Source organism: Actinomyces viscosus (assembly GCF_900637975.1).
GTDB lineage: Bacteria > Actinomycetota > Actinomycetes > Actinomycetales > Actinomycetaceae > Actinomyces > Actinomyces viscosus.
The window spans coordinates 3110355-3132709 of the sequence record NZ_LR134477.1 but is presented as its reverse complement, the minus strand read 5'-3'; the positions used below and the strand labels follow the sequence as shown (position 1 = coordinate 3132709).

At 69.9% G+C, this 22355-nt stretch carries 15 protein-coding genes and 1 tRNA gene; 6 read left to right on the top strand and 10 right to left on the bottom strand.

Features of this window, described 5'->3' with window-relative positions:
* Nucleotides 1-5: 5 nt before the first annotated feature.
* Nucleotides 6-1385 carry a hypothetical protein gene (locus tag EL340_RS13210; protein ID WP_126415002.1) on the bottom strand — a complete coding sequence of 460 codons (1380 nt, stop codon included), beginning with the start codon at nucleotides 1383-1385 and terminating at the stop codon, nucleotides 6-8.
* A gap of 499 nt (nucleotides 1386-1884) precedes the next feature.
* On the opposite strand from EL340_RS13210, the gene EL340_RS13205 reads away from it, so the two are divergent.
* A complete protein-coding gene (locus tag EL340_RS13205) occupies nucleotides 1885-3891 on the top strand; it encodes a chain-length determining protein (protein WP_232023096.1) in 2007 nt (668 codons plus the stop codon).
* 178 nt (nucleotides 3892-4069) lie between these two features.
* Here EL340_RS13205 and EL340_RS13200 read toward each other — a convergent pair whose 3' ends face one another.
* From EL340_RS13200 to EL340_RS13185, 4 genes are all read right to left on the bottom strand, one after another.
* A complete protein-coding gene (locus EL340_RS13200) occupies nucleotides 4070-6010 on the bottom strand; it encodes a YncE family protein (protein ID WP_126415000.1) in 1941 nt (646 codons plus the stop codon).
* A gap of 475 nt (nucleotides 6011-6485) precedes the next feature.
* Nucleotides 6486-7478, bottom strand: coding sequence for a ribose-phosphate diphosphokinase (locus EL340_RS13195; protein ID WP_126414999.1), 993 nt, complete (start codon nucleotides 7476-7478; stop codon nucleotides 6486-6488).
* Between the two features lie 110 nt (nucleotides 7479-7588).
* Entirely contained in the window at nucleotides 7589-8581 is a 993-nt protein-coding gene (locus tag EL340_RS13190) for a bifunctional UDP-N-acetylglucosamine diphosphorylase/glucosamine-1-phosphate N-acetyltransferase GlmU (protein ID WP_126414998.1), read from the bottom strand.
* 199 nt (nucleotides 8582-8780) lie between these two features.
* Nucleotides 8781-8852: transfer RNA gene (locus EL340_RS13185), tRNA-Gln, on the bottom strand.
* A gap of 252 nt (nucleotides 8853-9104) precedes the next feature.
* On the opposite strand from EL340_RS13185, the gene EL340_RS13180 reads away from it, so the two are divergent.
* The 4 genes from EL340_RS13180 to EL340_RS13165 all read left to right on the top strand — a co-directional run bounded on the left by EL340_RS13180 (nucleotide 9105) and on the right by EL340_RS13165 (nucleotide 13448).
* Nucleotides 9105-10325: an acyltransferase family protein gene (locus tag EL340_RS13180; protein WP_126414997.1), complete on the top strand. Its 1221-nt coding sequence runs from the start codon at nucleotides 9105-9107 to the stop codon at nucleotides 10323-10325.
* 4 nt (nucleotides 10326-10329) lie between these two features.
* On the top strand, nucleotides 10330-11133 hold the full coding sequence (locus EL340_RS13175; protein WP_232023095.1) for a TetR/AcrR family transcriptional regulator: 804 nt from the start codon (nucleotides 10330-10332) through the stop codon (nucleotides 11131-11133).
* Between the two features lie 278 nt (nucleotides 11134-11411).
* Nucleotides 11412-12071: a Wzz/FepE/Etk N-terminal domain-containing protein gene (locus EL340_RS13170; protein WP_126414996.1), complete on the top strand. Its 660-nt coding sequence runs from the start codon at nucleotides 11412-11414 to the stop codon at nucleotides 12069-12071.
* Nucleotides 12072-12185: 114 nt separating this feature from the next.
* On the top strand, nucleotides 12186-13448 hold the full coding sequence (locus EL340_RS13165; RefSeq protein ID WP_126415516.1) for a hypothetical protein: 1263 nt from the start codon (nucleotides 12186-12188) through the stop codon (nucleotides 13446-13448).
* A gap of 30 nt (nucleotides 13449-13478) precedes the next feature.
* Here the strand turns inward: EL340_RS13165 and EL340_RS13160 are convergent, their stop codons facing one another.
* Nucleotides 13479-14498, bottom strand: a complete 1020-nt coding sequence (locus EL340_RS13160) for a glycosyltransferase family 2 protein (RefSeq protein WP_126414995.1) — start codon at nucleotides 14496-14498, stop codon at nucleotides 13479-13481.
* Complete coding sequence (locus tag EL340_RS13155; RefSeq protein ID WP_126414994.1) at nucleotides 14495-15574, bottom strand: glycosyltransferase family 2 protein; 1080 nt, start codon at nucleotides 15572-15574, stop codon at nucleotides 14495-14497. Before EL340_RS13155 ends, EL340_RS13160 begins: the two co-directional genes overlap by 4 nt.
* A gap of 288 nt (nucleotides 15575-15862) precedes the next feature.
* On the opposite strand from EL340_RS13155, the gene EL340_RS13150 reads away from it, so the two are divergent.
* Nucleotides 15863-16933 carry a glycosyltransferase family 2 protein gene (locus EL340_RS13150; protein WP_126414993.1) on the top strand — a complete coding sequence of 357 codons (1071 nt, stop codon included), beginning with the start codon at nucleotides 15863-15865 and terminating at the stop codon, nucleotides 16931-16933.
* A gap of 72 nt (nucleotides 16934-17005) precedes the next feature.
* On the opposite strand, the gene EL340_RS13145 is transcribed toward EL340_RS13150, so the two are convergent.
* The 3 genes from EL340_RS13145 to EL340_RS13135 all read right to left on the bottom strand — a co-directional run bounded on the left by EL340_RS13145 (nucleotide 17006) and on the right by EL340_RS13135 (nucleotide 22245).
* Nucleotides 17006-17977 (bottom strand): diaminopimelate dehydrogenase, encoded by a 972-nt coding sequence (locus EL340_RS13145; RefSeq protein ID WP_126414992.1) that lies wholly within the window; start codon nucleotides 17975-17977, stop codon nucleotides 17006-17008.
* A gap of 98 nt (nucleotides 17978-18075) precedes the next feature.
* Nucleotides 18076-21141: a LamG domain-containing protein gene (locus EL340_RS13140; RefSeq protein ID WP_126414991.1), complete on the bottom strand. Its 3066-nt coding sequence runs from the start codon at nucleotides 21139-21141 to the stop codon at nucleotides 18076-18078.
* Between the two features lie 438 nt (nucleotides 21142-21579).
* On the bottom strand, nucleotides 21580-22245 hold the full coding sequence (locus tag EL340_RS13135; protein WP_232023094.1) for a hypothetical protein: 666 nt from the start codon (nucleotides 22243-22245) through the stop codon (nucleotides 21580-21582).
* Nucleotides 22246-22355: the final 110 nt, after the last annotated feature.

Genomic DNA, 22355 nt, shown 5'->3' with positions numbered 1-22355 from the left:
CGAGTCTAGTGACTCCCCGCCCCGGCACCACTCCCCGGACGGACCAGTCGGCCGGTGAAAGCGCTGCGGGGCCGGTCCCTGCCCCGGACGCGGTTCCAGGGGTTGTCCTGCCCGGCGACGACGCCCACGCCCACTGCCCCGCCCGCGGTGTTGTCGTGGCTCTCCAGGAGGACCGAGACCTGCGCCGAGGCCGCCATCCCGGCGATGAGCCACACGACGGTGCCGATCTGGGTGATGAAGGCGACCGTCCCGTAGGCCGGGATGAGGCTGAGCAGGGCGATCTGGGCGGGGTTGGAGCGCTGGACGAAGGCCCGGGCCAGGTAGACCACCAGCCCCATCATGATGAGGACCACGGGGATCCAGCCGAAGCGCAGGGCGGTCAGGAGCAGGTGGTTGTCGATGGAGCTGTAGCCGCCCCAGGCGACCGAGTCCCCCGACTTCTGGTAGGCCGAGGACAGCCCGAGCGGCTTGAGCTGACGCACGAGGACGAGGATGTCGCCGCGGTAGCCGGCCGAGTCCTCCTGCTCACGGCCGGCGGAGTCGAAGACGCCCAGGACGTAGGGCAGCAGGACGCTGCCCACACCGACCAGCACCATGAGGAAGCTCATTCGCCACAGGGCGGGGATATTGGTGTGCACCTGCATGAGGCTGAGGATGACGGCGATGACGGCGCAGGCGATGGCCGCGCGGGAGAAGGTCGGGATGGTCGCTCCCAGGACGAGGGCACCGGCCGCGATCCGGCAGCCCGGCTTCCACCGCGTCGCCAGGATCAGCGGGATCCCCGCCGCCAGGCACACCCCCAGGGCGATGGGGTGACCGAAGGCCCCCTCGACGCGGGTGAGGCTCCCCCTCGCCAGCGGCGGGGCCCACTCCTCATAGAGGTTGTTGTGGACGGTGATGTAGCTGAAGGGGTTGATGGTGGTGACGGCCTCGAGCAGCGCCAGCACGGAGACCACGATCCACACGAGTGCCAGGACCTCGGCCATGGGCCGCAGCCCGAGCCGCTCCACGAGCAGCCGCCCGGCGAGATAGGCGGGCAGGGCTCCGAAGACGACGTCGGACAGGACGTAGTTGAGCGGCGACCCCACGGCGACGGACAGGCCCGCCAGGCCCCAGGCGGTGGCGACCATGAGGTCCCCGCTGGTCAGGCGCCATGAGAAGCCGGGCAGAAGGGCCACGGTCACGAGGAAGCAGGCCAGGGCGGCGGGAGGCACGTTGGGCTCGAAGGGGATCATCACCCACACCGGCACGAACCCGATGGCGCACACGACCAGCCCAGCCCCGATGGCGGGGCGGCGATGGATGCGGTCGGCGACGAAGATGAGGACGGCCAGGGCGGTAGCCGCCATGGGGAGGACGATGAACAGGGTCCTGGCCAAGGACATCGTGCCTCCCTTGTCATAATGGTTGTCGTGGTGACTTCGCGGTGACGTCACCGCGGCTGATCGGTGAGTCGGGCAGCTCACCGATGGTGCGCCGCCAGCGCGTCTGCGGCCGCAGCCCCACCGCAGGGTCGCCGTGAGAAGCGTCTGGGAAGATGCTGAGAGCACCTTCGCCGTCCTGACCAAGGTCAGGCGAGCCCGGAAGAAGTCCGACGACGTCGACCGTACCCGATCGGCTCCGGCGCCCTCTTCACCGCGTCGGCGGAAGTCCTCAGGACCCTCGCCTGACGCACGGCTCCGGTGAAAGACTCACCACATCGCCCGGTGCCACATGCCGGAAGAACCCAGGCGTGACCGGGGGCGCAGCGAAGGCTACTACAGTCACCGAGACCTGAGCGCGATCTTATAGTTAGGGTTGGGCCGTAGCCTTTCAGCATCCGCCGGGTCCTCGGATCCGGCCGGCCGCCGGAACCGACCAGACCCGGACCAGATGGGGAGCAGCGTGCAGCCTTCGCAGATCCTTCACGCCATCCGCAGGAACCTCGTTGCCTGCCTTGTCATCCTGCTCGTATGCACCCTGGTCGGGCTCGGAGTGGCCCTGTCGACGAAGCCGGTCGCTGCGGCGACCACCACCGTGGGCATCCAGCCCAAGTCCAAGGAGACCCCCTCCTTCTCGACCCAGGCCAAGGACCTCATGCCCACCCTGGTCGAGCTCTCCAAGAGCCCGAAGGTCCTGGATCCGGCGGCGACCTCCCTGAAGATGAGGACCACCGACCTGTCGGACGCCCTGACGGTCACCAACCCGCCCGAGACCCTGGTCCTGTCCATCGCCGCCAAGGCCGACAGCAAGCAGAAGGCCGTTGACATGGCACAGGCGACGGCCGCTTCCCTCAACAAGGAGCTCTCCTCCGGTGATCTGCTCGGCAAGGAGGCGCTGGGGATGACGACGAGCACCACCTCGCCGGCCACCACGGCCAACGCCACGATGGAGCGTCCGGGAGCCCGCGCCTCAGCGGTCTCCGGGCTCCTGCTGGGGCTGCTGGCCTCCATCTCCTACGCCATGTTCCGCCACCGCCGCGGCACCGAGCACAGTACCGGGCACAGCGGCAAGGGCGGCACCGGGCGGGCCGCGGTCGCTCTGCTTGCTCTGAGGCGGAAAATGGCCGCTCTTCTGCAGCCGAGCCCGGCCCCGACCCAGTCTCAGATGCAGGCGCAGGACCCCTACCAGTACCAGCACCTTCAGGCCCAGTCGCCGGTTCCCACTTCTCCGGAGGGCGTCTTCGCTCAGGCACCCGGGACCATCGCCCTCCAGTCCGCCTCCGCCTCGATGACAGCCCCCGCCTCGGTGCCCGCGGCGTCGGGATCGTCGTCATCGTCGTCGAGCCCGGCGCCGGTTGCGGCATCCCAGCCGACGGCGTCATCCGCCGCGGCCCCGGTCTTCTCCGCGCAGCAGGCCCCGGAGCAGACGGCCGCCATGCCCACCGCCATGCCCGCGGTCTCCACCCCGGTGCCCTCATCCGCTCAGGAGCCGTACCGGGCCCCTCTGCCGACGCCGTCCTCGATCTCCACGGCGTCCTCCACCGCGCCCCCCACATCGTCAGCCGGTTCCGCGGCCTCCGTGGGCTTGACGACGTCGATGCCCTCGGCCGCCTCGCTGTCGTCGGCGTCTGCGGCCTCGGCCCCCGCACACGGATCCTTCGCCTCCGGCATCACGTCGGCCATACACCGCCAACAGGCCGGCGAGCAGGCACCCGCCACCTCGGCCGGGACCGTCCCGTCGGGCTCGGGGGTCGAGAGTGCGTCGTCCTACACCCATGCGCCTCTGCCTCCGTCCCTTCCCACCCCCGCGGACCTGACGGTCCCGGTCTCCTCAGCGTCCCCGGCACCCCCGGCCGGGACCTCCCACCTTCACCCGTCCGCTCCGAGTGCCTTCGCGCCGGCGTCCGGCCGGCGGCGGGCCTCGACCCCGTCGACGACCTCCGCACCGGGCGTGCCCACCCGACGTCGTATCACCTCCCCGTCGGTGGACCGTCCGGTATCGCCGACCGGCTGGCAGGACGCGTCCTCCCTCCCGACGACGACGAGTCGCCGCCGGGCCCAGAGCTCGGCCTCGGCTCCCGACACCACGACTGCCGCAGGGGCCGCGCGTCCCGCCGCCCGCAGTCAGGAGTCGGCCTCCGAGGCGGATTCCTCCTCGTCCTCCGTCGCCCGCCCGACGTCGGTGCGTCAGCAGGCGCCCTCACGCCGGCAGACCCTCGCTCGTCGTCGGCGGATGTCCAAGCCGCGCCTGACCCTCGTGGCGCCGCTGGCCGAGGAGACATCCTCCGACCAGACCCGCCACCTCACGCCGGTTCCGGCCTCAGCCGGCGGTCGCCACCGCAGCCCCGACCCGCCGGATGCCCCACCGCCGCCTCCGCCGCCGTCGATCCAGCCCACCCAGCAGATGGCCTCGGCGTCGTCGGCGGCCTCGGCCCGCCGCGGCGCGCAGCCGCCGCGCCGCTCCTGGTAATCCTGTGGTAATCCTGCCGCAAGTCCCGGCTTCAGGGCGGACCCGATATGAGCCTGTATGAGGCATCGGGCCCGCCCTGCTCATGTTCTCCGCTCAAGCCGGCCGCCCGAGGCCGGGACCAGTTGACCGGCGCAGACTCGCCCGTCGGCTCAGCTGTCGTCAGTTGTCGCTACTGTCCTCACCGCCCCTCGGACTTCTTCTCCATGGCCTGCTCCTTGGCCTGCTTGTTGGCCCGCTCGGCGTTGTCGCCCTGGTTGTCGTCGTCCCGGCCCGCCTTCTTGTCCGCGTCGTCCGCAGCCTGAGCGTTCCTCGCGTCCTTGGAGACCTTGACGCTCGAGGTCTGGGCGGTGATCGTGTTGCCGCTGGGGTCGGAGACCACAAGGCGGTAGGTGTGCTCACCGGCCGGGCAGCCGGTGTCCTCCAGGCCGTGGGTCTCCAGCGCCCAGCGGGTGTCACCGATCTTCTCGGTGGCCACCGGTTCGGTCTCGTCATCCCGGTAGAGGCTGTAGGTCAGGATCGGATCGTCACGGTCCCACGTGGCGGTGAAGGAGACCTTGACCGAGCCCGACGTCGTCACCTCGGCCTTGGCGGCCAGAGTCTCGGCCTTGCCCTCGGGCGGCTGCGTGCGCTGCCTCTCGCGTCGGGGGTAGCGCACGACCCCCTGCTGGCCCTTGCCGGCAGCCTCGATGAACTCACCCACCATGAGGACGTACTTGTCGGTGACGTCCACCTTGTACGCGGCCTGAGACATGCCGGTGACCTTGCCCGCCTCCAGATCCGGGTACCAGCCGACGATCATGGGGCTCTTGTAGCCCGAGGTCGACCAGTCCTGGTAGCCGTCGACCACCCCCTGGGAACGGATAGTGATGTCGGGACTGTTGGTGAAGGCCATGGCCCGCACGTACAGGGGGTGGGGGCCGTCCTTGCGCACCTCGGGCATGTTGGGGAAGCCGTAGATGGTCTCGCAGGAGTGGGCGTGTCCGACCGTATAGACCATCTTCTTGGTGGGGGCGATCCCGTAGGTGTCACCGTGGCAGGGCTCGAGCCAGACGAGATCGCCGTTCCAGTCGGCCTTGAAGCTTCCCTCAAGGTTAGCCTCGTCCAGGCGCCCGACGGAGGAGTAGGCCGTGCCGTAGAAGCCGGTGTCATCCACGGCGATATCGAAGATGGCGGCGTGCTCCCCGGCCGTGCGCACGGTGTCGTTGACAGCCATAGGCAGCAGCTCACCGTTTGAGGCGTCCAGGAGAGCCAGCCCGTAACCCGGCTGGCTCGAGCCGTTGACCGAGGAGAAGGAGCCGCCGATGACCACCTTGGAGTGGTCCGGCGAGACCTCGATCGCGTAGACCTGAGCGTTGGGTCCCTCCGCCGAGGGGGCCCAGTCTGTGAGCTCGCCGGTGGATGCCTTGAGCGCAGCCAGACGCCCCCGCTGCTGGCCGTTCACCGTGGTGAAGTAACCCCCGACGTAGAGGGTGTCCCCGGCAACCGCGATGTCCTTGACGGTCGTGCTGAACACGGGGCGAAAGGAGGAGATGAGCGTCCCGTGGCCCTGTGAGATGTCGAAGGCGGCCAGGCGGCTGTGCCACTCGTCGTTGACCTTGTCGAACTCACCGGCGACGTAGAGGGTCTTGCCGTCCTGGGACACGGACAGACTCCGTCCCGCACCGTTGAGGGTGGGGGCGAAGTCCTCGATGAGCTCCCCGGTGTTGATGTCGTAGGCCAGGATGTTGGAGCGCGGAACCTCCTGCTGCCCTTTGGGCGCCCCGGCCGGCCGAGCGTTCTGGAAGCTGCCGACGACGTAGACCACCTCACCGACGACGAGCTGCCCCCAGGCGACGCCGTCGATCTGGGCCGTGGGCAGGGGCGCGGCCGTGTAGGGGGGCTCCTGAGGCGACTGGCCGGTGGGGTCGGAGGCCTGATCGCCGGCGTCGCCTCCGTTGCTCCCGGAATCCTCCGCGCCGTCACCCTTGTCACTTCCGCCTGCGTCGGCCTCGGAGCCGGCCTCTGCCTCCTCCGACGCCGACGCCACCGGAGCGACGGGAGTGAGGACGACCATGGAGGCGAGCAGGAACGGAAGGAGGAAGACGATGAGGAGACGAGGAGCGCTGGAACGGCGGCGCATAGGAACCTCCGGGAGATATGACTGTCAATGAGCACTCAGGACGATGGGACATCGGCGAGCTCAACGGGGACGCACGCAACACACCGCCATTGGAGTGTCCGTGGCGACATTCAATTTAACCAGTAGGGCGCATTGCCTCGGGAGAATACGCCCCGCACCAGCAGGACACGCATTGATGACGGCCTCACGTTACTCAACCGCACGGTCGGATCGCAATGAAATAGTTATCTAGTTGGTCAAATCACTTGAGCGCGGGGAGCCGGCTCACCGTCATGGCCAGCCCTACCCACGACTGGCACCGACTGCCCATCCAGGTCAGGACTAGCCGTGACTGCCCGCGCAAAAGCCTTCGCCGGGCCCGAGGACGGGACCCGGCGCGGGCAGAGGCGCAGCAGTGCGCAGTGGGGTAAGCGCAGGCGAGCACAGAATCGGCGCCGGTGTGACGCCGATCTGAGGCCGGCACAACGCGCCAGCCTCAGGCGCCGGAGACGCCGACGGTGTCGAAGAGCGAGGCGACCGATCCGTCGTCAAAGACGGCCTTGATGGCCCGCGCCAGCAGCGGCGCGATCGGCAGGACCGTCAGCTGCTCGAAGCGCTTGCCGGCGGGGATCGGCAGGGTGTCGGTGACAATGACCTCGCGTGCGCCGCAGGTGGACAGCCGGTCCACAGCCGGCCCGGAGAGCACTCCGTGGGTCGCAGCGACGATGACGTCCTTGGCCCCGGAGTCCAAGAGCACCTGGACGGCCTTGGCGATCGTGCCGCCGGTGTCGATCATGTCGTCGACCAGGACGCAGGTGCGCCCCTCGACGTCACCGACGACGCGGTTGGCCACGGACTCGTTGGGGCGGGTGACGTCACGGGTCTTGTGGACGAAGGCCAGCGGTGTGCCGCCGAGCTGGTTGGCCCAGCGCTCGGCCACCCGGATGCGGCCGGCGTCGGGGGAGACCACCGCGGCGTTGGCGGGGTCGATGCGGGTGCGCACGTAGTCGACGAGCACCGGCTGGGCCCACAGGTGGTCCCAGGGGCCGTCGAAGAAGCCCTGCTCCTGGGAGGTGTGCAGGTCCACGCTCATGAGGCGGTCGGCGCCGGCGGTCTTGTAGAGGTCCGCCACGAGGCGGGCGCTGATCGGCTCACGCCCCAGGTGCTTCTTGTCCTGCCGGGCGTAGGGAAAGAAGGGGGCCACCACGGTGATGCGCTTGGCGGAGGCTCGCTTGAGGGCGTCGACCATGATGAGCTGCTCCATGAGCCAGTCGTTGACGCGGTCGCCGTGGGACTGGACGACGAACACGTCGCAGCCGCGCACCGACTCGTTGAAGCGGACGTAGGTCTCCCCGTTGGCAAAGTCGTAGGCCGTGGAGGACAGCACCTCGGTGCCGAGCTCGCTGGCCACATCCTCGGCGAGCTCGGGGTGAGCGCGCCCGGAGACGACGACCAACCGTTTCTCGCCCTTGGTGATGATGCCCGTCATGACGTGGTTCCCTTCTCACGGCCGGTGCGGCCCTCGGTGTGACTGTTGGAGGAAGAGGTGGAGGCAGGCAGCTGACCCAGCCGGGACCGACGGTCCGGTGCCTTCATGCGTCAGCCCTGAGCGCCGTCGGCGTCGAGCTGGCTGAGGGGGGCGACGACGCAGCCGGCCGGGATGATGGCGTCGGTGAGGATCGAGTAGGCGCCCACGCGGGCGCCCTGGCCGATCCGGGTGGTGCCGCGTACGAGGACGCCCTGCTCAAGGGTGACGTCCTGGGCGAGCTCGGCGGTGACGTCCACCCAGGTGGAGGACGGGTCGACGACGCCGACGCCCTGGGCCATCCAGTCGCGCAGGACCCGGCGGTTGAGCTCGGCGCCGAGCTCGGCGAGCTGGGCGCGGTCGTTGCAGCCCTCGACGAGCCAGTGGTCGGTGACGACGAGCGCGCTGGTGGACAGGCCCGAGCGGTGGGCGTGGGCAACGACGTCGGTGAGGTAGACCTCGCCCTGGTCGTTGTCCGTGCCCAGGGTGGCCAGGGCGGTGCGCAGGTGGGCGGCGTCGAAGACGTAGACGCCAGCGTTGATCTCCCGGATGGCGCGCTGGGCCTCGGTGGCGTCGCGCTGCTCGACGATGGCCGAGACGGTGCCGTCGGCCTCGCGCACGATGCGCCCGTAGCCGCTGGGGTCGTCGAGCTCGGTGGTCAGCAGGGTGACGGCGTCGCCGCGCTCGGCGTGCTGGGCCAGCAGGGCCTGGAGGGTGGCGGTGTCAAGGAGGGGGACGTCCCCACTGGTGACGACGACGGGCCCTGTCAGCTCCTCGGGCAGGGAGGCCAGCCCACAGGCCACGGCCCGTCCGGTTCCGGGGACCTCGTCCTGGTCGGCGGGGACGGCGTCGGGGGCGACCTCGGCGAGGTGGGCGACGACGGCGTCGCGCTCGTGGCGCACGACGACGACGAGGTGGCGGGGCTTGAGCCCCCTGGCGGCGGTGACGGCGTGGTCCACAAGGCTGCGACCGCCGATCCGGTGCAGGACCTTGGGGGTGACCGATCGCATACGAGTTCCCTTGCCTGCGGCCATGACGATGACGGCGGCGGGTGCGGTGAGGGTCACGTGTCCTCTTCTCACAGGGTCGTGCCCGGGCTCCCCACGGATCCGGCCGGCGACCGGACGGGGGCGGACTCCAACGGTTTCTGATCAGGTACGGATGGACGGACGAGTCGGCGCTCATCCCGCAGGCGGCCGGTGGGCCGCTGATGGGTGCGAGAACGAGACAACCCGAACGCCGTGAGTACTACGGAACAGTACGCCGCTCCGCCCCCAGGATTCGAACCCGGGCCTCAAGGCTCCAAAGGCCTGCGTGCTGCCGCTACACCAGGGCGGAAAGGCACGTCCCGTCCTCCGACCGGGTGGCCTGGGGCGCGACGCCGGGACAGTCTCTCACGTCCCGATGGCCCTCGGCACCTTCGACACCGTCCAGTCCAGACCGCCGCGCCCCAGGCCGCCTCCAGCCGGCTCGGCTCAGCTCATTGCCGTGCCGGCCTAGGCCAGCCCCGTGTCGGCGGAGAGTCGGTCGGATCGATGCCACACTCGCAGGACTTCACGGCCGGCCGGGTCAACAGGGCAGGATGGGCCCATGTCCAGTTCCCCCTCCAGCTCCCCCGCCTCCCTCCCTCTTTCCTCTCGCAAGCCGGCGGCCGTGCGGCTCGTCGAGCTCGACGGGCTGCGCGGACTGGCCGCCGTCGTCGTGCTCATCCACCACGTCCTGGAGACCGTGCCGGCCCTGGCGGAGGTCGGCGCCCGTCCCGGCGTCGTCCCCACCGGGACCTTCAACCGGATCCTGACCCAGAGTCCGCTCCACCTGCTGTGGGCCGGTCACGAGGCCGTTCTCATCTTCTTCGTCCTGTCCGGCGTGGCCCTGACCTACCCGGTGGCTCGACGCCACGCCCAGGGCCGACGCTTCGACTGGGTCGACTACGCCCCCCGGCGCTTCGTGCGCCTGTGGCTGCCGGCGGCGGCCTCCACCACCTTCGCGGTTATCGCGATGCTGCTCGTACCACGCTCGACCGATCCGGCGCTGGGGCACTGGATGACCGTCACCCACCCCACGGGACTGAGCGCACGGCAGATACTCATGGAGTACCTGCTCATCCCCAAGCACGCCTACCGCAACACGGTCCTGTGGTCGCTGCACGCCGAGGCGATCTTCTCCTTCGTGCTGCCCCTGACGATCCTCGGGGTGGCCCTGTGCGCTCGGTGGCGGATCTCATGGCTGCCGGTGGTGTCCGCCCTGGCCGTGCCGGTCATCACAGCGAGCCCCGGCTCGGGCAGCTACCTACCGGTGTTCACCATCGGCGCGGTCATGGGCTGGGCCTGGGGGCATGCCCCCGCCCCCGTCCCGGACAGGGTCCGCCCCTGGGCGACGGTTCAGGCCCTGGTCTGTCTGCTGCTCATCACCCTGGCCTGGTGGCCGGGAATGGAGAGCCACACGGCCCAGCGCGTCGCCAACGCGGTCACCCTGGCGGCAGCCGCCTGCCTGGTTCACCTCGTGGTGCGAGCCGGGGCGCTGCGCGGCCTGCTGCGTTCGCGCACGGTGCAGTACCTGGGGCTCATGTCCTTCTCCCTCTACCTGGTGCACGAGCCGGTGGTGGTCTCCCTGCGGCTGCTGACGCAGTCGATCTCACCGTGGTGGCTGCTGGTTCTGGCCCCGCTGGTCTCGGCGCCGCTGACCTGGCTCTTCCAGTGCTACATCGAGGCCCCCAGCCACCGGCTGGCGCGTCGGACCGGCGCCCTGGCCTCGGCGCGCTTCGCCCAGTGGTCCGAACGCCGTCGGGTCGGACCAGTCGGGGAGGAGTAAGGCCGTGGCCGCCAAGCGCACGCGCATGAGCGCCAGTGAACGGCGCGAGCAGCTCATCGCCGTGGCCCGCGGGCTGTTCGCCGAGCGCGGCTTCGACGCCACCAGCGTCGAGGAGGTGGCCGCCCGCGCCCAGGTCTCCAAGCCGGTGGTCTACGAGCACTTCGGCGGCAAGGAGGGCCTGTACGCCGTCGTCGTCGACCGGGAGATCACCACGATCTCAGCCGCGATCTCCTCGGCGATCACCGACCCGGCCGCGGGCCCCGGCTCACGGCCCGCCGCCGACCCCGGCCCCGAGGGCCCGTCCCGTCCGAGCGGATCGGACACCTCCGGATCCGCGTCCCAGATCGCCGAGCGGGCGGCACTGGCCCTGCTGACCTACATCGAGGACTCCCCTGACGGCTTCCGCATCCTCTCGGCGGGCTCGGACCGCGCCGCCGGCACCTACTCCACGCTGCTGGCCGACGTCGCCATCGAGGTCTCCGGGATCCTCGCCTCGCAGCTCGCGGCCCACGACCTCGACCCGCGAACGGCGCCGCTGTACGCCCAGATGCTGGTGGGGATCGTGGCCATGCCGGCCCAGTGGTGGCTGGAGAACCGCGCGATGAGCAAGGAGGAGGTGGCCGCCCACATGGTCAACCTCGCCTGGAACGGTCTGCGCGGTATGAAGGCCAGGCCCACGCTCCACTCCGACCCCACCCACGTCCCAGACGCCTCCGAGGACTCAGAGAACTCAGAGGAGACCGAGGAGACCGGCGCCTCGCGCGCCGACAGTCCTGACGTCCCCGAGATCATCTCCGACCGACTCTGAGCGAGGCGCTCGTGACCGACCAGAACCACTCAGCACCAGCACGTGCCGGCCAGTACCGGCCAGTGCCGTCACGCCGCACATCCCCACCGGACGGAAGGCCGTCAGGTTCATCACTCCCCGGCCGGTCGGCCGCCTTGCGAGTGCCAGCAATCCACGAGCATCGAGCCCTAGTAGGCGCTGAGAAGTGCCCGGGAACGGGGTGATTCACTTCTCGCGCCCGGTTCGCGTGCTGATGAGCGCGCTATTCTGTTGCTCCCGCAATCACCGAAACGGAACCCATGGACCCGGAAACCCTCATCGTCGCGCTGCGCAAGAACGCAGTCCTTGTGATCATGCACGTTGTGCTGGGCATGATCATCGGCCTTGTCTTCGGCCTGCTGACGCCGGCGCAGTACACCTCCACGGCCAACGCGAACCTGAGCGTGGAGAACAGTGAGGCCAACCCCACCAACACCTTCAACTACCTGACCTCCATCATGCCGACGCTGGTGGAGATCGGGACCTCGGAGAGCACCTTCGCGGAGGTCTCCAAGACCACGGGGATCAGCCAGCAGGAGCTGCGCCAGTCCGTTTCGGTGACGAGCAAGACCGGCACGACACTGGTCGAGATCCGGGCCACCAGCACCGAGCCCGAACGCGCCCACAGGATCGCCGAGGCCGAGCTGAGCGCCCTGGACAAGGTCGCCCGCGACCTGTCCAACTCCGGGCAGCCGGGGAACACGACCGCGACCCTCAAGGTGGTCGACTCCCCCACGACCCCCACCTCGCCCTCCAGCCTGTCGGCCGTGTCCACCGCACTCATCGGAGCCGCCATCGGCCTGGCGGCCGGCGCCGTCATGGCCATCCTGCTGTACTTCCTGAGCCAGAAGAACCCCCAGGACAAGGTCGAGGACCCGCTGCTCATCATCGGGCGTCGGCGGTCTCGGGAAGACTCCTGACCGGCCGTGGCCCAGCCCTGGTCGCCGGCCGCGTCCCACGCCGGCTCGCAGACGCCGCCCGAGGCCGACCTCGAGCCGGGCTCTGAGCCGAATCCCCGGCGTCGGAGGCTGGAGATGGCGATCGCCATCGTTCTCCTGGCCTGCATGGGGGTGCGCCGCGAGCTGGCCGCCGCGCTGAGCGTCGGCGACTGCGTCGCACTCGCCTCGATCCCCATCACCTGGACTGCCGTGCGCCACGCACGCCGGTTCTCCCTGCTGCTCGTGCTGTCCATCCTGGCGGCGGGAACGGCCTATATCATGTCCCTGCTGGCTGAGAGCAGCTTCGTCGTCGAGGCCTGGGCGCGCCGCGTCACCACCCTGAGCCTGCTGGCGGTGCCGTGCGCGGTGGCCGTCTTCGTGTGGGGGGCTCGCCGGCTGGGAACGAGGCGCGCGGCTCTGGCGGTCGGCTTCGGCATGTTCCTGGACTCGCTGTCACTGATCCAGACCAGCACCAACCCGTGGAAGTTCGGCATCGGCGCGGCGGTATCGATCATGATCCTCAGCCTCGTGGCCAACCGACGTCGACTCGTGCAGATCATCGCCCTGCTGGGGCTCAGCGGTATCTTCCTCGTCTCCGACTCCCGCTCCACCCTCGCCTTCCTGGCCATCATCCTGGGCACGGTCATCTGGCAGGCCCTGGCCTCCTGGGCGCGGTGGCACGTGCCCGCTCCGAGGCGGCTGGCCGTCTCGCAGATCATCGTGCTGGCGGTTGTCGGGGTGACGGCGATGGCCGGGGTCGTCGCGGCCTCGGAGTCCGGAACCCTGGGCGAGGACGCCCAGAACCGGACCATCGCCCAGTCGTCGAGCTCCTCGGGCCTGCTGCTGTCCGCCCGCCCCGAGCTGGGCGCGTCCTGGGCCCTGTTCCGCAACCGCCCCTGGGGGTACGGCGCCGGCGTCAAGCCCCGCTTCGAGGACCTGTGGGTGGCCAAGCGGGGCATGGCCGCCCTGGGCTACGACCCGGAGAACGGCTACGTCGAGAACTTCATGTTCGGCGGCCGCATCGAGCTGCACTCGGGAGTCATGGACATGTGGGCGGCAGCCTCGATCCCGGGGGCGCTCCTGCTGCTGCTCATCGCCGGGATGGCGCTGGCGGCGATGATGCGCGACCTGGGAAGGCTCAAGGCCACGCCCTGGCTGTTCTTCGCGGCGCTGACCGTGGTGCAGAACGTGTTCGTGGGGCCGTGGACGGTGCTGCCCGCCTACCTTCCGATCGTGCTGGGGGCCGCCGTGCTGCAACCGGCCCTGCGCGACGCCGTCCAGCTGGGAGTCGACGACGACCCGTCTGAACTCGGCCGAGGACATCCTGCGCCTGCGGGGACGGAATTTCTGTCCCCGTAGGCGTCGATGGCACCCGCCCGCGGATAAGCCTCAGTGGTCGTACTCGCGGTGGACGCCGCCGCCGATGCTGGCGGCCAGGATGCCGCGGCCACGGGCCAGGAGCCGTGCGCCCTTGGCGGCGTGCCGCGGACTGCCGATCAGCGTCCCACCGGCCGTCCGCAGACCACCCACGACGATCCGTACCAGGCCCCCCGCCGCGGCCCGGGCCCGGATAGCCGGCTGAGCGCCGCCGCCGGCCAGGGCCAGCTCGACGCGCACCGAGGTGGCGGCATGAGACCGCTGTCGGCGCAGGATCCAGGGGTGGGTGAGCCGCGAGGCCGGAACATGGTCACGCACGCGCGCCTCATCGCACCAGCGAATCACGCCCCCCGCCGCGGTCAGCCGGCGGGTGAAGAGCGTGTCCTCTCCCCCGGTGGCGCCGAAGGCCTCGTCGAAGCGCAGCCCCGCCCCTCGCACGAAGCCCAGGTCCAGCAGCAGGCAGTTGGAGGCGGCCACCGGGCGGACCGTCCCGGTGGGCCAGGTCCTGCGCACGAAGAACTCCCCCTGGCGCACCCACTGATCCGGCTCGACCTCGTAGACCGGGATGACGGGCCCGGCCACCGCCTGGCAACCGGTCGAGGCCCACAGCCCCACGAGGGCGGCGAGCCAGCCGGGCTCCGGCTCCTCGTCGTCGTCGATGAAGACGAGCAGGTCGCGCTCGGCGGTCTCATCGAGGGCGCGATTGCGCACGGCCGCCACCCCGGGGCGTTCCTCGACGACGTAGCGCACGCTCACCGCCCCGGGCTCCACCGGCTCGTCCGGCGAGGTGCGCACCGGCATCCCGGCATCGGCGGCCGCCGCGAGAGCCGCCTCACGCCCGGAGCCCTGCGCGTCGTTGTCGATGACGAGGACCTCGACGTCGGAGACGGTCTCGCCGCCGGACCTCCGGACGGCCTGTTCTGCGGCCTGCTCAGCGACCTGTTCAGTGGCTTGCGTCAGAACCCCGCCGACGGCCCGCGCGAGGTCCTCGGGGCGCCGGAAGGTGGGGATGGCGATCGTCAGCCGGCTCATGCGCTCTTCCCTCCGGTGTGTCCCCGGCCCCGCCGGCTGCGGGGTCGGCCGTACTCGCGCACGTGACCGCCCAGCGCGCCCACGACCATGCCCAGGCCCCCGCGCGAGGAGACCTCGTAGCGGGCCTGCGCGGGCACGTTTCCGCGAGCGCGGGCCACCCCGCCGCGCGCCCCGTCGACGCCGGCCTTGGCCAGCCCCTTGGCACCGTAGCCCAGGCGCAGCCTCAGGCGCACCAGGGTCCCGGACGCGCCGCCGCCGGCGGGCCCGGCCGTATCGATGCGCACCCGGGCCCAGGACGAGCCCGAGCGCAGTGAGCGCTCCAGCACCCAGGCCCGGGTGGCGCGGGCGGCGGGCACGCGCTTGGTGACGACCGCCCCGGCCGCGAAGCGTATGACACCGCCGGCCCGGGTGAGCTGGCGGGTGAAGAGGGAGTCCTCCCCGCCGGTGAGCCCGTAGCGCGGGTCGAAGCGCAGCCCCAGGCTCTCGACGACGCCCAGGTCCAGGAGCAGGTTGCCGGTGTCGGCGCTGCGCACCTGGGCGCCGTCGGCGGCCTCCCAGGAGTCGAAGGCGCCCGAGGCGGTGACCCATGCGGAGGGGGGCACCTCGAAGGTCGGCGGCGTGGGGCCGGTGACCGCGGCGCATCCGTGGTCGCGCCAGGTGCTCACCAGGGCGGCGAGCCAGCCCGGTGAGGGGATCTCGTCGTCGTCGATGAAGACGAGGGCGTCGGAGCCGTGGGCCTCGCTCAGGGCTCGGTTGCGTCCGGCCACAATGCCCGGCTCCGGCTCGTGGACGTAGGCCAGCCCCGACGCCGCAGCCGAGTCGGTTGAGCCGGCCGGCTCAGCCCGGTCGCCCGCCCCGGACTCATCAGCCGACTCCAAGGCCTCACTCTCCAGGGCCGCCCGCCGGGCGGTCTCGACGACGGCTCGTGCGCCAGCCCGCGGATCGTTGTCCACGATGAGGATGCCCACCGTAGTCTCCGGCCCGGAGAGGTCGTCGGCCTGTGCCAGCAGCTCGGGGATGACCTGCGTCAGGTACTCGTTGCGCCGGTAGGTGAGCATCGCAATGGTCAGGTGCACGTCCAGCCCCGTCCTTTCTTCCGCCTGCCGGCGGCTCACGGCGTGATATCAAGGTCTAACGGTACTATCACGAACCGGGTGCGCTCCGCGGTCCGGCCCCGTCCGACGCCGTCGCAGCACCGACCTGTCGGCGGCATCACGCCCGCCACGCCATCACGCACTGACATCGCACTAACCCGCAGACACCTCACGTACACCTTGCATGCACCTGACAGACACAGCACTGACGACCTCTTCATCCTCGGTTCGCACCTCGACCCGTCCTGCATCCGGAAGGCCCCTGTTCCCATGACCGCCACCCCTGATCCCGCCCAGCGCACCGACGCCGCCGAGAGCGTTGAGTCGGCCGCGTCCAAGACCACGGGCGGGCTCTCCGGCCGCGAGCTGCTGTCCCGCACGGCGGTCGTCGTGGTCAACTACGGTTCAGCAGCGCTGCTGGAGCGCACGCTGGCGCGCGTGGCCGAGGACTCCCCCGAGGCGCGCATCGTCGTCGTCGACAACTACTCCACGCCCGCCGCCCGCTCCGAGCTCATGGCGCTGGCCTCCTCGCGTGGCTGGGAGGCGGTCCTGCCGGAGACGAACACGGGCTTCGGCGGTGGCATGAACCTGGGCGCGGCCCGGGCCCGGGGGCTTGGCGCCGACCTGCTCGTCCTGCTCAATCCCGACGCCGTCATCGCCCGGGCCGACCTCATCCGTCTAGCGGCCCGAGCGCACGCGGACCGGCTCGCCCTGGTAGCGCCGGTCCTCAAGGACTCCACCGGCCGTATCGTCTCCGACGGGATCGTCGTGTGCCTGGCCGACGGCTCGATGCGCTCGCGCCGCTCACCGCATCCGATCCCCCCGGGCGGCACCCAGCCGTGGCTCTCGGGCGCCTGCCTGGCTCTGTCGACGGATCTCTTCGAGGCCGCCGGCGGCTTCGACGCGCGATACTTCCTGTACTGGGAGGACGTGGACTTCTCGGCCCGGGTGCTGGCCGCCGGCGGCAGCCTCGACCTGGCGCGCGACGCCGTCGCCGTCCATGACGAGGGCGGCACCCACTCCGAGTCGCAGAGATCCGACGGGGCCCAGGGCTCCAAGCAGGAGGACCGCGCCAAGTCCGACATCTACTACTACTACAACGTGCGCAACCGGCTGCTCTATGCCGGCCTGCAGCTGGACCGGCCCGTGCAGCGCCGGTGGGTGGCCACTGCTGGCCGGGCCGCCCGCGAGATCGTCCTGCGCGGCGGTAAGCGCCAGCTCCTGCGCAGCCGGCGCCCACTCGTCACGGCCGCACAGGCCACCCGCGACGGCCTGAAGCTCCTGTGGGCCGCCCGTCGCGGCGACCTGCCCGACGTCGATAAGCCCATCCTCCGCAGTTGAGTCTGCCGGCGCCCCTTGGCGTCCCACCGCCTGCTCGCCGCTGACGGCGGGACGTCCCCGAGTGTCGGCGCATCACAGGTAGCGGGCGCGCAGGTCCTCGGGGGCCTTGGCGGACAGGTCGGCGAGCGTCACGTCGAAGACGGTGCGTGCACCGGACTCACCGCGAGCGGCCAGCTTCGTCACTGCGCGCCCCATGGCGGCCACGACCGAGCCGGTGAACTCCGGGTTGGAGCCGAGCTGCAGCTCGAAGCTCACGGTCTCGGCCACGTCGTCGGAGGTGTGCCCGCGGCGGATGACGGAGCCGCCGTGCGGGATACCGGCGTGCTCGGCGGCCAGCTCGTCGGCGGTGATGAAGGTGACGGTGGTGTCGTAGTCGGCGAAGTAGTTGGGCATCTCCACGATCTCCCGCTCTATGCGCGCCAGGTCAGCGCCCTCCTCAGCCACCACGTAGCAGTCGCGCGTGTGCATGGAGCGGGTGGTGAGCTCGACGTCGTCGCCGGCCTTGACCGCGGCAACAGTCGCCTCCACCGGGCGGGTGTACTGCTTGGCGTCCTGGACGCCGTCGATGCGGCGCAGGGCGTCGGAGTGCCCCTGGGAGACGCCGGGCCCCCAGAACGTGGTGGTGGCGCCGTCGGGCAGAACGGCCTCACCCAGGACCCGTAGCATGGAGAACAGGCCCGGGTCCCAGCCGGTGGAGATGAGGGCGATGCGCCCCGAGGCCTTGGCGGCGGCGTCGACGGCGGCGAAGTGCTCGGGGATGCGGGCGTGGGTGTCGAAGGAGTCGACCGTGTTGAACAGGGCTGCCACGGCCGGAGTCTGCTCGATCAGGTCAGTGGCTGAGCCTCCGCAGTTCAGGCAGACATCGACCTTGTCGACCCAGGCGGGCATGTCGTCCACGTGGACCACGGGGGCTCCCTGAGTGGTGACCGAGGCCGGGTCGCGCCGAGTGAAGACGACGACAAGCTCCATGTCCTCGTTCTTGGTGATGGCCTGCTCGGCGCCGCGGCCGAGGTTGCCGTATCCGTTAATCGCTACTCTGATCATGATCCCTCCTGGTGGGTTCTCTCTAGAGGGCAATCCTAGAGGTGGGCCGGGCCGAGAAGAACGATGAGTCTTCTCGGCCCGGCCCGTGCTGGCACTGGTCAGTGCTGCTTGATGGTGATCTTGTCGACCGACAGGGCGACGGTCTCAGGTCCCGCCGAACCGGACATGTAGGTGGTCAGACCCACGGTGCCGGGCTCATTGAGGGTCTTGTCGTTGTCGACGACCTCGATTCCCCACTCAGCCGGCTCGGTATCACCGGCCCAGAACTTGGTCTGGATGTTGGTCGACTCCGCACCGTCGACCAGCATGCGCAGGTGGAGCTGCTGGCCGGCCGTATAGGCCTGGGGCAGCACGTAGGTGCCCAGGGCGGTCTCCCGTCCCTTGACCACCCGCGAGACCGTGACGACCGGGTTGCCGGCACTGCCGATGCGGGCCGTGGCCTGGTACTGACCGGCCTTGGTCGCGCGAGCGACGTAGGAGATGAAGGCACCGTTCCCGGAGGGCACGGAGTCCAGTGAGAAGTCCGCGACGGCGTCAGTGGAGGTCGACTTGATCTCCTCGGAGATGATCGAGGCCGAGGAGCGCGGGCCGGCCATGGCGATGCGGCCGCTGGTGCCATCGGTGGAGAAGGCCGCGGCGTTCCAGGCGGTCTTCCAGTCGCCTCCGGTGTTGGCCTTGCCCCATCCACCGTTCACGCTGCGCTCGAAGGAGTCGTCCAGTAGGGCCTTGCCCTTCTCCGGCTTGTCCTGACCGCCCTTGCCGGCGTCGCCCTGACCGCCGTTGTTGTCACCCTTGTCGTCCTTGCCGTCGGGCTGGACCTCCTTGCCGGTGGCGGCGGTGTAGTGCTCGGCGATCTGGCGGGCGGACAGCGGCGTGCTGTAGACGGCGGCCTCGTCGATATCGGCCCGGATATTGGTGTTGGAGGGCTGGCCGTTGACACCGCTGAGGGAGTCTCCTCCGATGCGCCAGTACCCGGAGTAGCTCTGCCCCGCGGTCATGGTGCCGTCGAAGGCGGCGAGGACACCGTCCACGTAGAGCATCGCGCCGGTGGTCGGGCTCATGGAGGCCACGATGTGGTGCCACTGGCCGTCGTTGTAGCTCTTGGGCGTCGTGACAGTGGTCAGCTTGCCCGGGTAGAGCATGAAGCTGAGCGTGCCGTCATTACGCATGTACACCAGGCGGTCGCGGCTCCACGACTGCCTGGTCGCGGAGGAGCCGTAGCCCATGATCTCTCCGCCCGAGGTCGAAGTGGTACGAACCCACGCCTCCATGGAGAAGGCGGTAGGCGCCTGGGAGGCGACCCTCGTCGCGGCGTGGGACTTGTTCCTGCCGTCCGAGGTCATGGACAGAGAGGCTCCGGAGCCCAGAACGGACTCGCCTCCGCGGTTGTAGGCGTTGCCTCGGATCGTCATGTTGCGCTGTGCCACGAAGTCCTCAGCCTTGTCGCCGTCGGTCTCGTCGAAGGACCAGTAGTGGGCGGCGCCGTCCGCCAGGACCCGGGCCCCGTACCTGCTCAGCCCCTGACCTTCAGCGGCCGTGACGGTCACCCAGTCCGAGACCGTGGAGGCCCCCCACTGGTCAGTCACCTGGACCCGGTAGCGGTGCGTGCTTCCGGGATCGACGACGTCAGTGGCGCTGAGGTCGGAGCGCTCCCAGAAACCGGCGGTCACCGACTGGCTGGACACCGGCTGGCCGTTCATGGAGTCGCGGTAGACGTTGTAGGTCAGGGTCTTGTCGTCACGGTCCCAGTTGGTCTTGAAGGACAGGGAGACGACGCCGGCGCGCGGTGAGGAGCCGGAGACCTTGAAGGCTCCGCCCTTGTTCACGGGTCCTTGCCTGTTGGGGGCGATGTCGCGGCGGGCGAAGCGCACCAGGCCCTGCTGGGCGGTGCCGTTGACGGCCAGGAACTCGCCGCCGTAGACGACGTACTTGTCATTGCCCTCAACGGTCCAGGTCGCCTGGGTGGCGCCGGAGATCTTGCCCGGCGTGAAGTCGGGGTAGAAGTTGAGGTTGGTGGTGGCGTTCTGCCCCTCGTAGCTTCGGTAGCCCCTGTTGTGAGTGCGCTGAACCGTCCCGGTGGGGGCGTTCGTGTAGGCCACCGCGTTGTGGTACTGGTTGGTGACGTCGGGGAAGCCGCCGATGTTGGAGCAGTCGTGGGAATGGCTGGCGGCGTAGACGACGTCGCCCGCGGGCAGCACGTCGTAGGAGTCGCCGTGGCAGTCGGCCATGTAGTCGATGTCCCCTGTGACCCAGCTCAGACGCATGACGCCCTCGAAGGAGCCGGTCTGGGAGTAGCTTGCGGTGTACAGGCCCTGCTCATCGGCCTTGACGCTCATGACCGAGGCCCGGGCGCCGGCGCCGCGCACCACGTTGGAGGCGTTGTTGTGCCGCAGGCTGCCGTCGTTCTCGAGGATGGCAAGGCCGTAGCCGGGCTTGTCGCTGCCGTCGACGGACTCGAAGGCCCCGCCGATGGCGACGGCCGAGCCGTCAGAGGCCCCGACGATGCTGCGCACGTAGTAGTTGTCGACCTTCGGTGCAAAGCCTGTCAGCTGCTGGGTGCTCAGGTTGAGCGCGGCGGCGCGCTGGCGGGCCGAGGAGTTGATCTGGGTGAAGGCACCGCCGATGTAGAGCGTCTGACCGTCGGCGGAGACGCTGAGGGCCTTGACGCTGCCGTTGGCGGCGGCGCCCAGAGGCGTCCGCTGACCGTCGGCGGCCCGGACCGCGCCGACGCGCCAGGTCGTCTGGCCGTTCAGCGTCGTGAACTCGCCGCCCAGGTAGATGGTCCGACCGTCGGCGGAGGCGGCGATCGCGTTGATGGTGCCGTTGGTAGTGGGCGCCCAGTCGAGGATCTCGCCGGTGTTGATGTTGTAGGCCATCGCGTTGCCGCGCGGTGACTCGTTCTGGCCGGCCGGCGAGCCCGCCGGCCTGACCGCGGAGAACTTGCCGACGGCGTAGACGATATCGCCCACCACGACCTGGTCCCAGACGATGCCGTTGATCTGGGCGGTGGGGAGGGCGTCAGCGGAGACAGTGGCGGGCGTACCAGCGGCACCGGAGGGGGCCGGGTCCGCGGCAGCGGGGGCCGCCGGGGCGAGAGTGACGGCGCCAATGGGAACAAGAGCCGCAGCCAGGAGGCCGCTCAGGAGTCGTCGGGGGAGATTCACAGGTATTCCATTCAGAACATGCGCAGATCACGGACACACAACCTTACGAATGGCTGGTATTCCGCGCCCATCCAGGGTCGACGGGCTGGCCCATAGTACACCCTCGACAACTCCTCTGGTGAACATTTAGCGCATACCACAGCACGGGACATCCTTGTACGACGATGACCTTTCGGTCAGATCGCGCCAATCGCGAGCCTTTTCAATGATTCCACCCTTCCATAGGCCTCAACCATCAGAGTCGCCCACCCATATAGACGTCACTCAGGTTGACTTCAGGGATGGCTCAGGTGATATCACGACGAGGCAACGGACGGCAGGCCGCACTCGAGTGGATCCGCCTCAACACGTCGAGGCGCCGCCCGCGCTCGCTTCAACGAGCTGCAGACGGCGCCTCGATCGGAGAGTCGCAGGACGATGCACCCGAGCCGACTCAGGTCAGCCGGCTGTCCCCCGGAAGGTGGCGGCACCGTGACCCGCTCCCAGATCGACGACGATCTTGACGCTCTCGCGGCCCTCGGTCGGAATGACGAAGGCGCGGTTGATGGTCACCGTCTGGCCGGCGGCGAGCGTCGGGGGCGCCGCGTCCGAGGCCGAGATGATCTCGCTGGCGGGCGTCCCGGCGCCCTCACCGTAGCTGACGGTCGTGGACAGCACACTGGCCAGCGCCAGGTCCCGACCGGAGTTGTTCGTTACCGTCACCGGAACCAGAACGCCAGGGCCTCCCACCTCACCAGGGCCACCGGTGAAGTTCTGGGCCGTCAGTTGTCCCAGGGAGATGAGCACGTCTCCGTCGATGCGGACGGACTTGTCCAAAGGCACCTCGGGGTACTCATCCTTCGACAGATCACCGTTCTCGACTGCATTGGGGTCGATCGAGGAGGAGTCCGGGGTGGCGACATCGTCCGACGACGAGGGGGGAGCCGCCATGGGCTGGGCAGTTTGAACCGTCGGCGTGGCGGCGGCCGACGACGCAGCAGGAGCGGAGGCCGAGCCACTGGCGGGGGAGCTGGCGGCACTGTGGGAGCTTCCGCCTCCGCAGGCGGCCAGCCCCAGGCCCAGCACCATGACGGTGGGAAGAATCAGCATTTGGGTTCGTGACACATGCCGAAGCGTACGACCTCCACCGCACGGAGCGGTGCTCTCGGCGGGCACTGAGTTCGGGAGCACACCTCCACCGACCGTAGATCCGGATGACTCAACGGATAAACCAC

Excerpts from the sequence above, each read along its gene's own strand:
- EL340_RS13210 (WP_126415002.1), bottom strand. The coding sequence starts at position 1,385 with ATGTCCTTGGCCAGGACCCTGTTCATCGTCCTCCCCATGGCGGCTACC.
- EL340_RS13200 (WP_126415000.1), bottom strand. The coding sequence starts at position 6,010 with ATGCGCCGCCGTTCCAGCGCTCCTCGTCTCCTCATCGTCTTCCTCCTT.
- EL340_RS13195 (WP_126414999.1), bottom strand. The coding sequence starts at position 7,478 with ATGACGGGCATCATCACCAAGGGCGAGAAACGGTTGGTCGTCGTCTCC.
- EL340_RS13180 (WP_126414997.1), top strand. The coding sequence starts at position 9,105 with ATGTCCAGTTCCCCCTCCAGCTCCCCCGCCTCCCTCCCTCTTTCCTCT.
- EL340_RS13170 (WP_126414996.1), top strand. The coding sequence starts at position 11,412 with ATGGACCCGGAAACCCTCATCGTCGCGCTGCGCAAGAACGCAGTCCTT.
- EL340_RS13165 (WP_126415516.1), top strand. The coding sequence starts at position 12,186 with ATGGCGATCGCCATCGTTCTCCTGGCCTGCATGGGGGTGCGCCGCGAG.
- EL340_RS13160 (WP_126414995.1), bottom strand. The coding sequence starts at position 14,498 with ATGAGCCGGCTGACGATCGCCATCCCCACCTTCCGGCGCCCCGAGGAC.
- EL340_RS13150 (WP_126414993.1), top strand. The coding sequence starts at position 15,863 with ATGACCGCCACCCCTGATCCCGCCCAGCGCACCGACGCCGCCGAGAGC.
- EL340_RS13145 (WP_126414992.1), bottom strand. The coding sequence starts at position 17,977 with ATGATCAGAGTAGCGATTAACGGATACGGCAACCTCGGCCGCGGCGCC.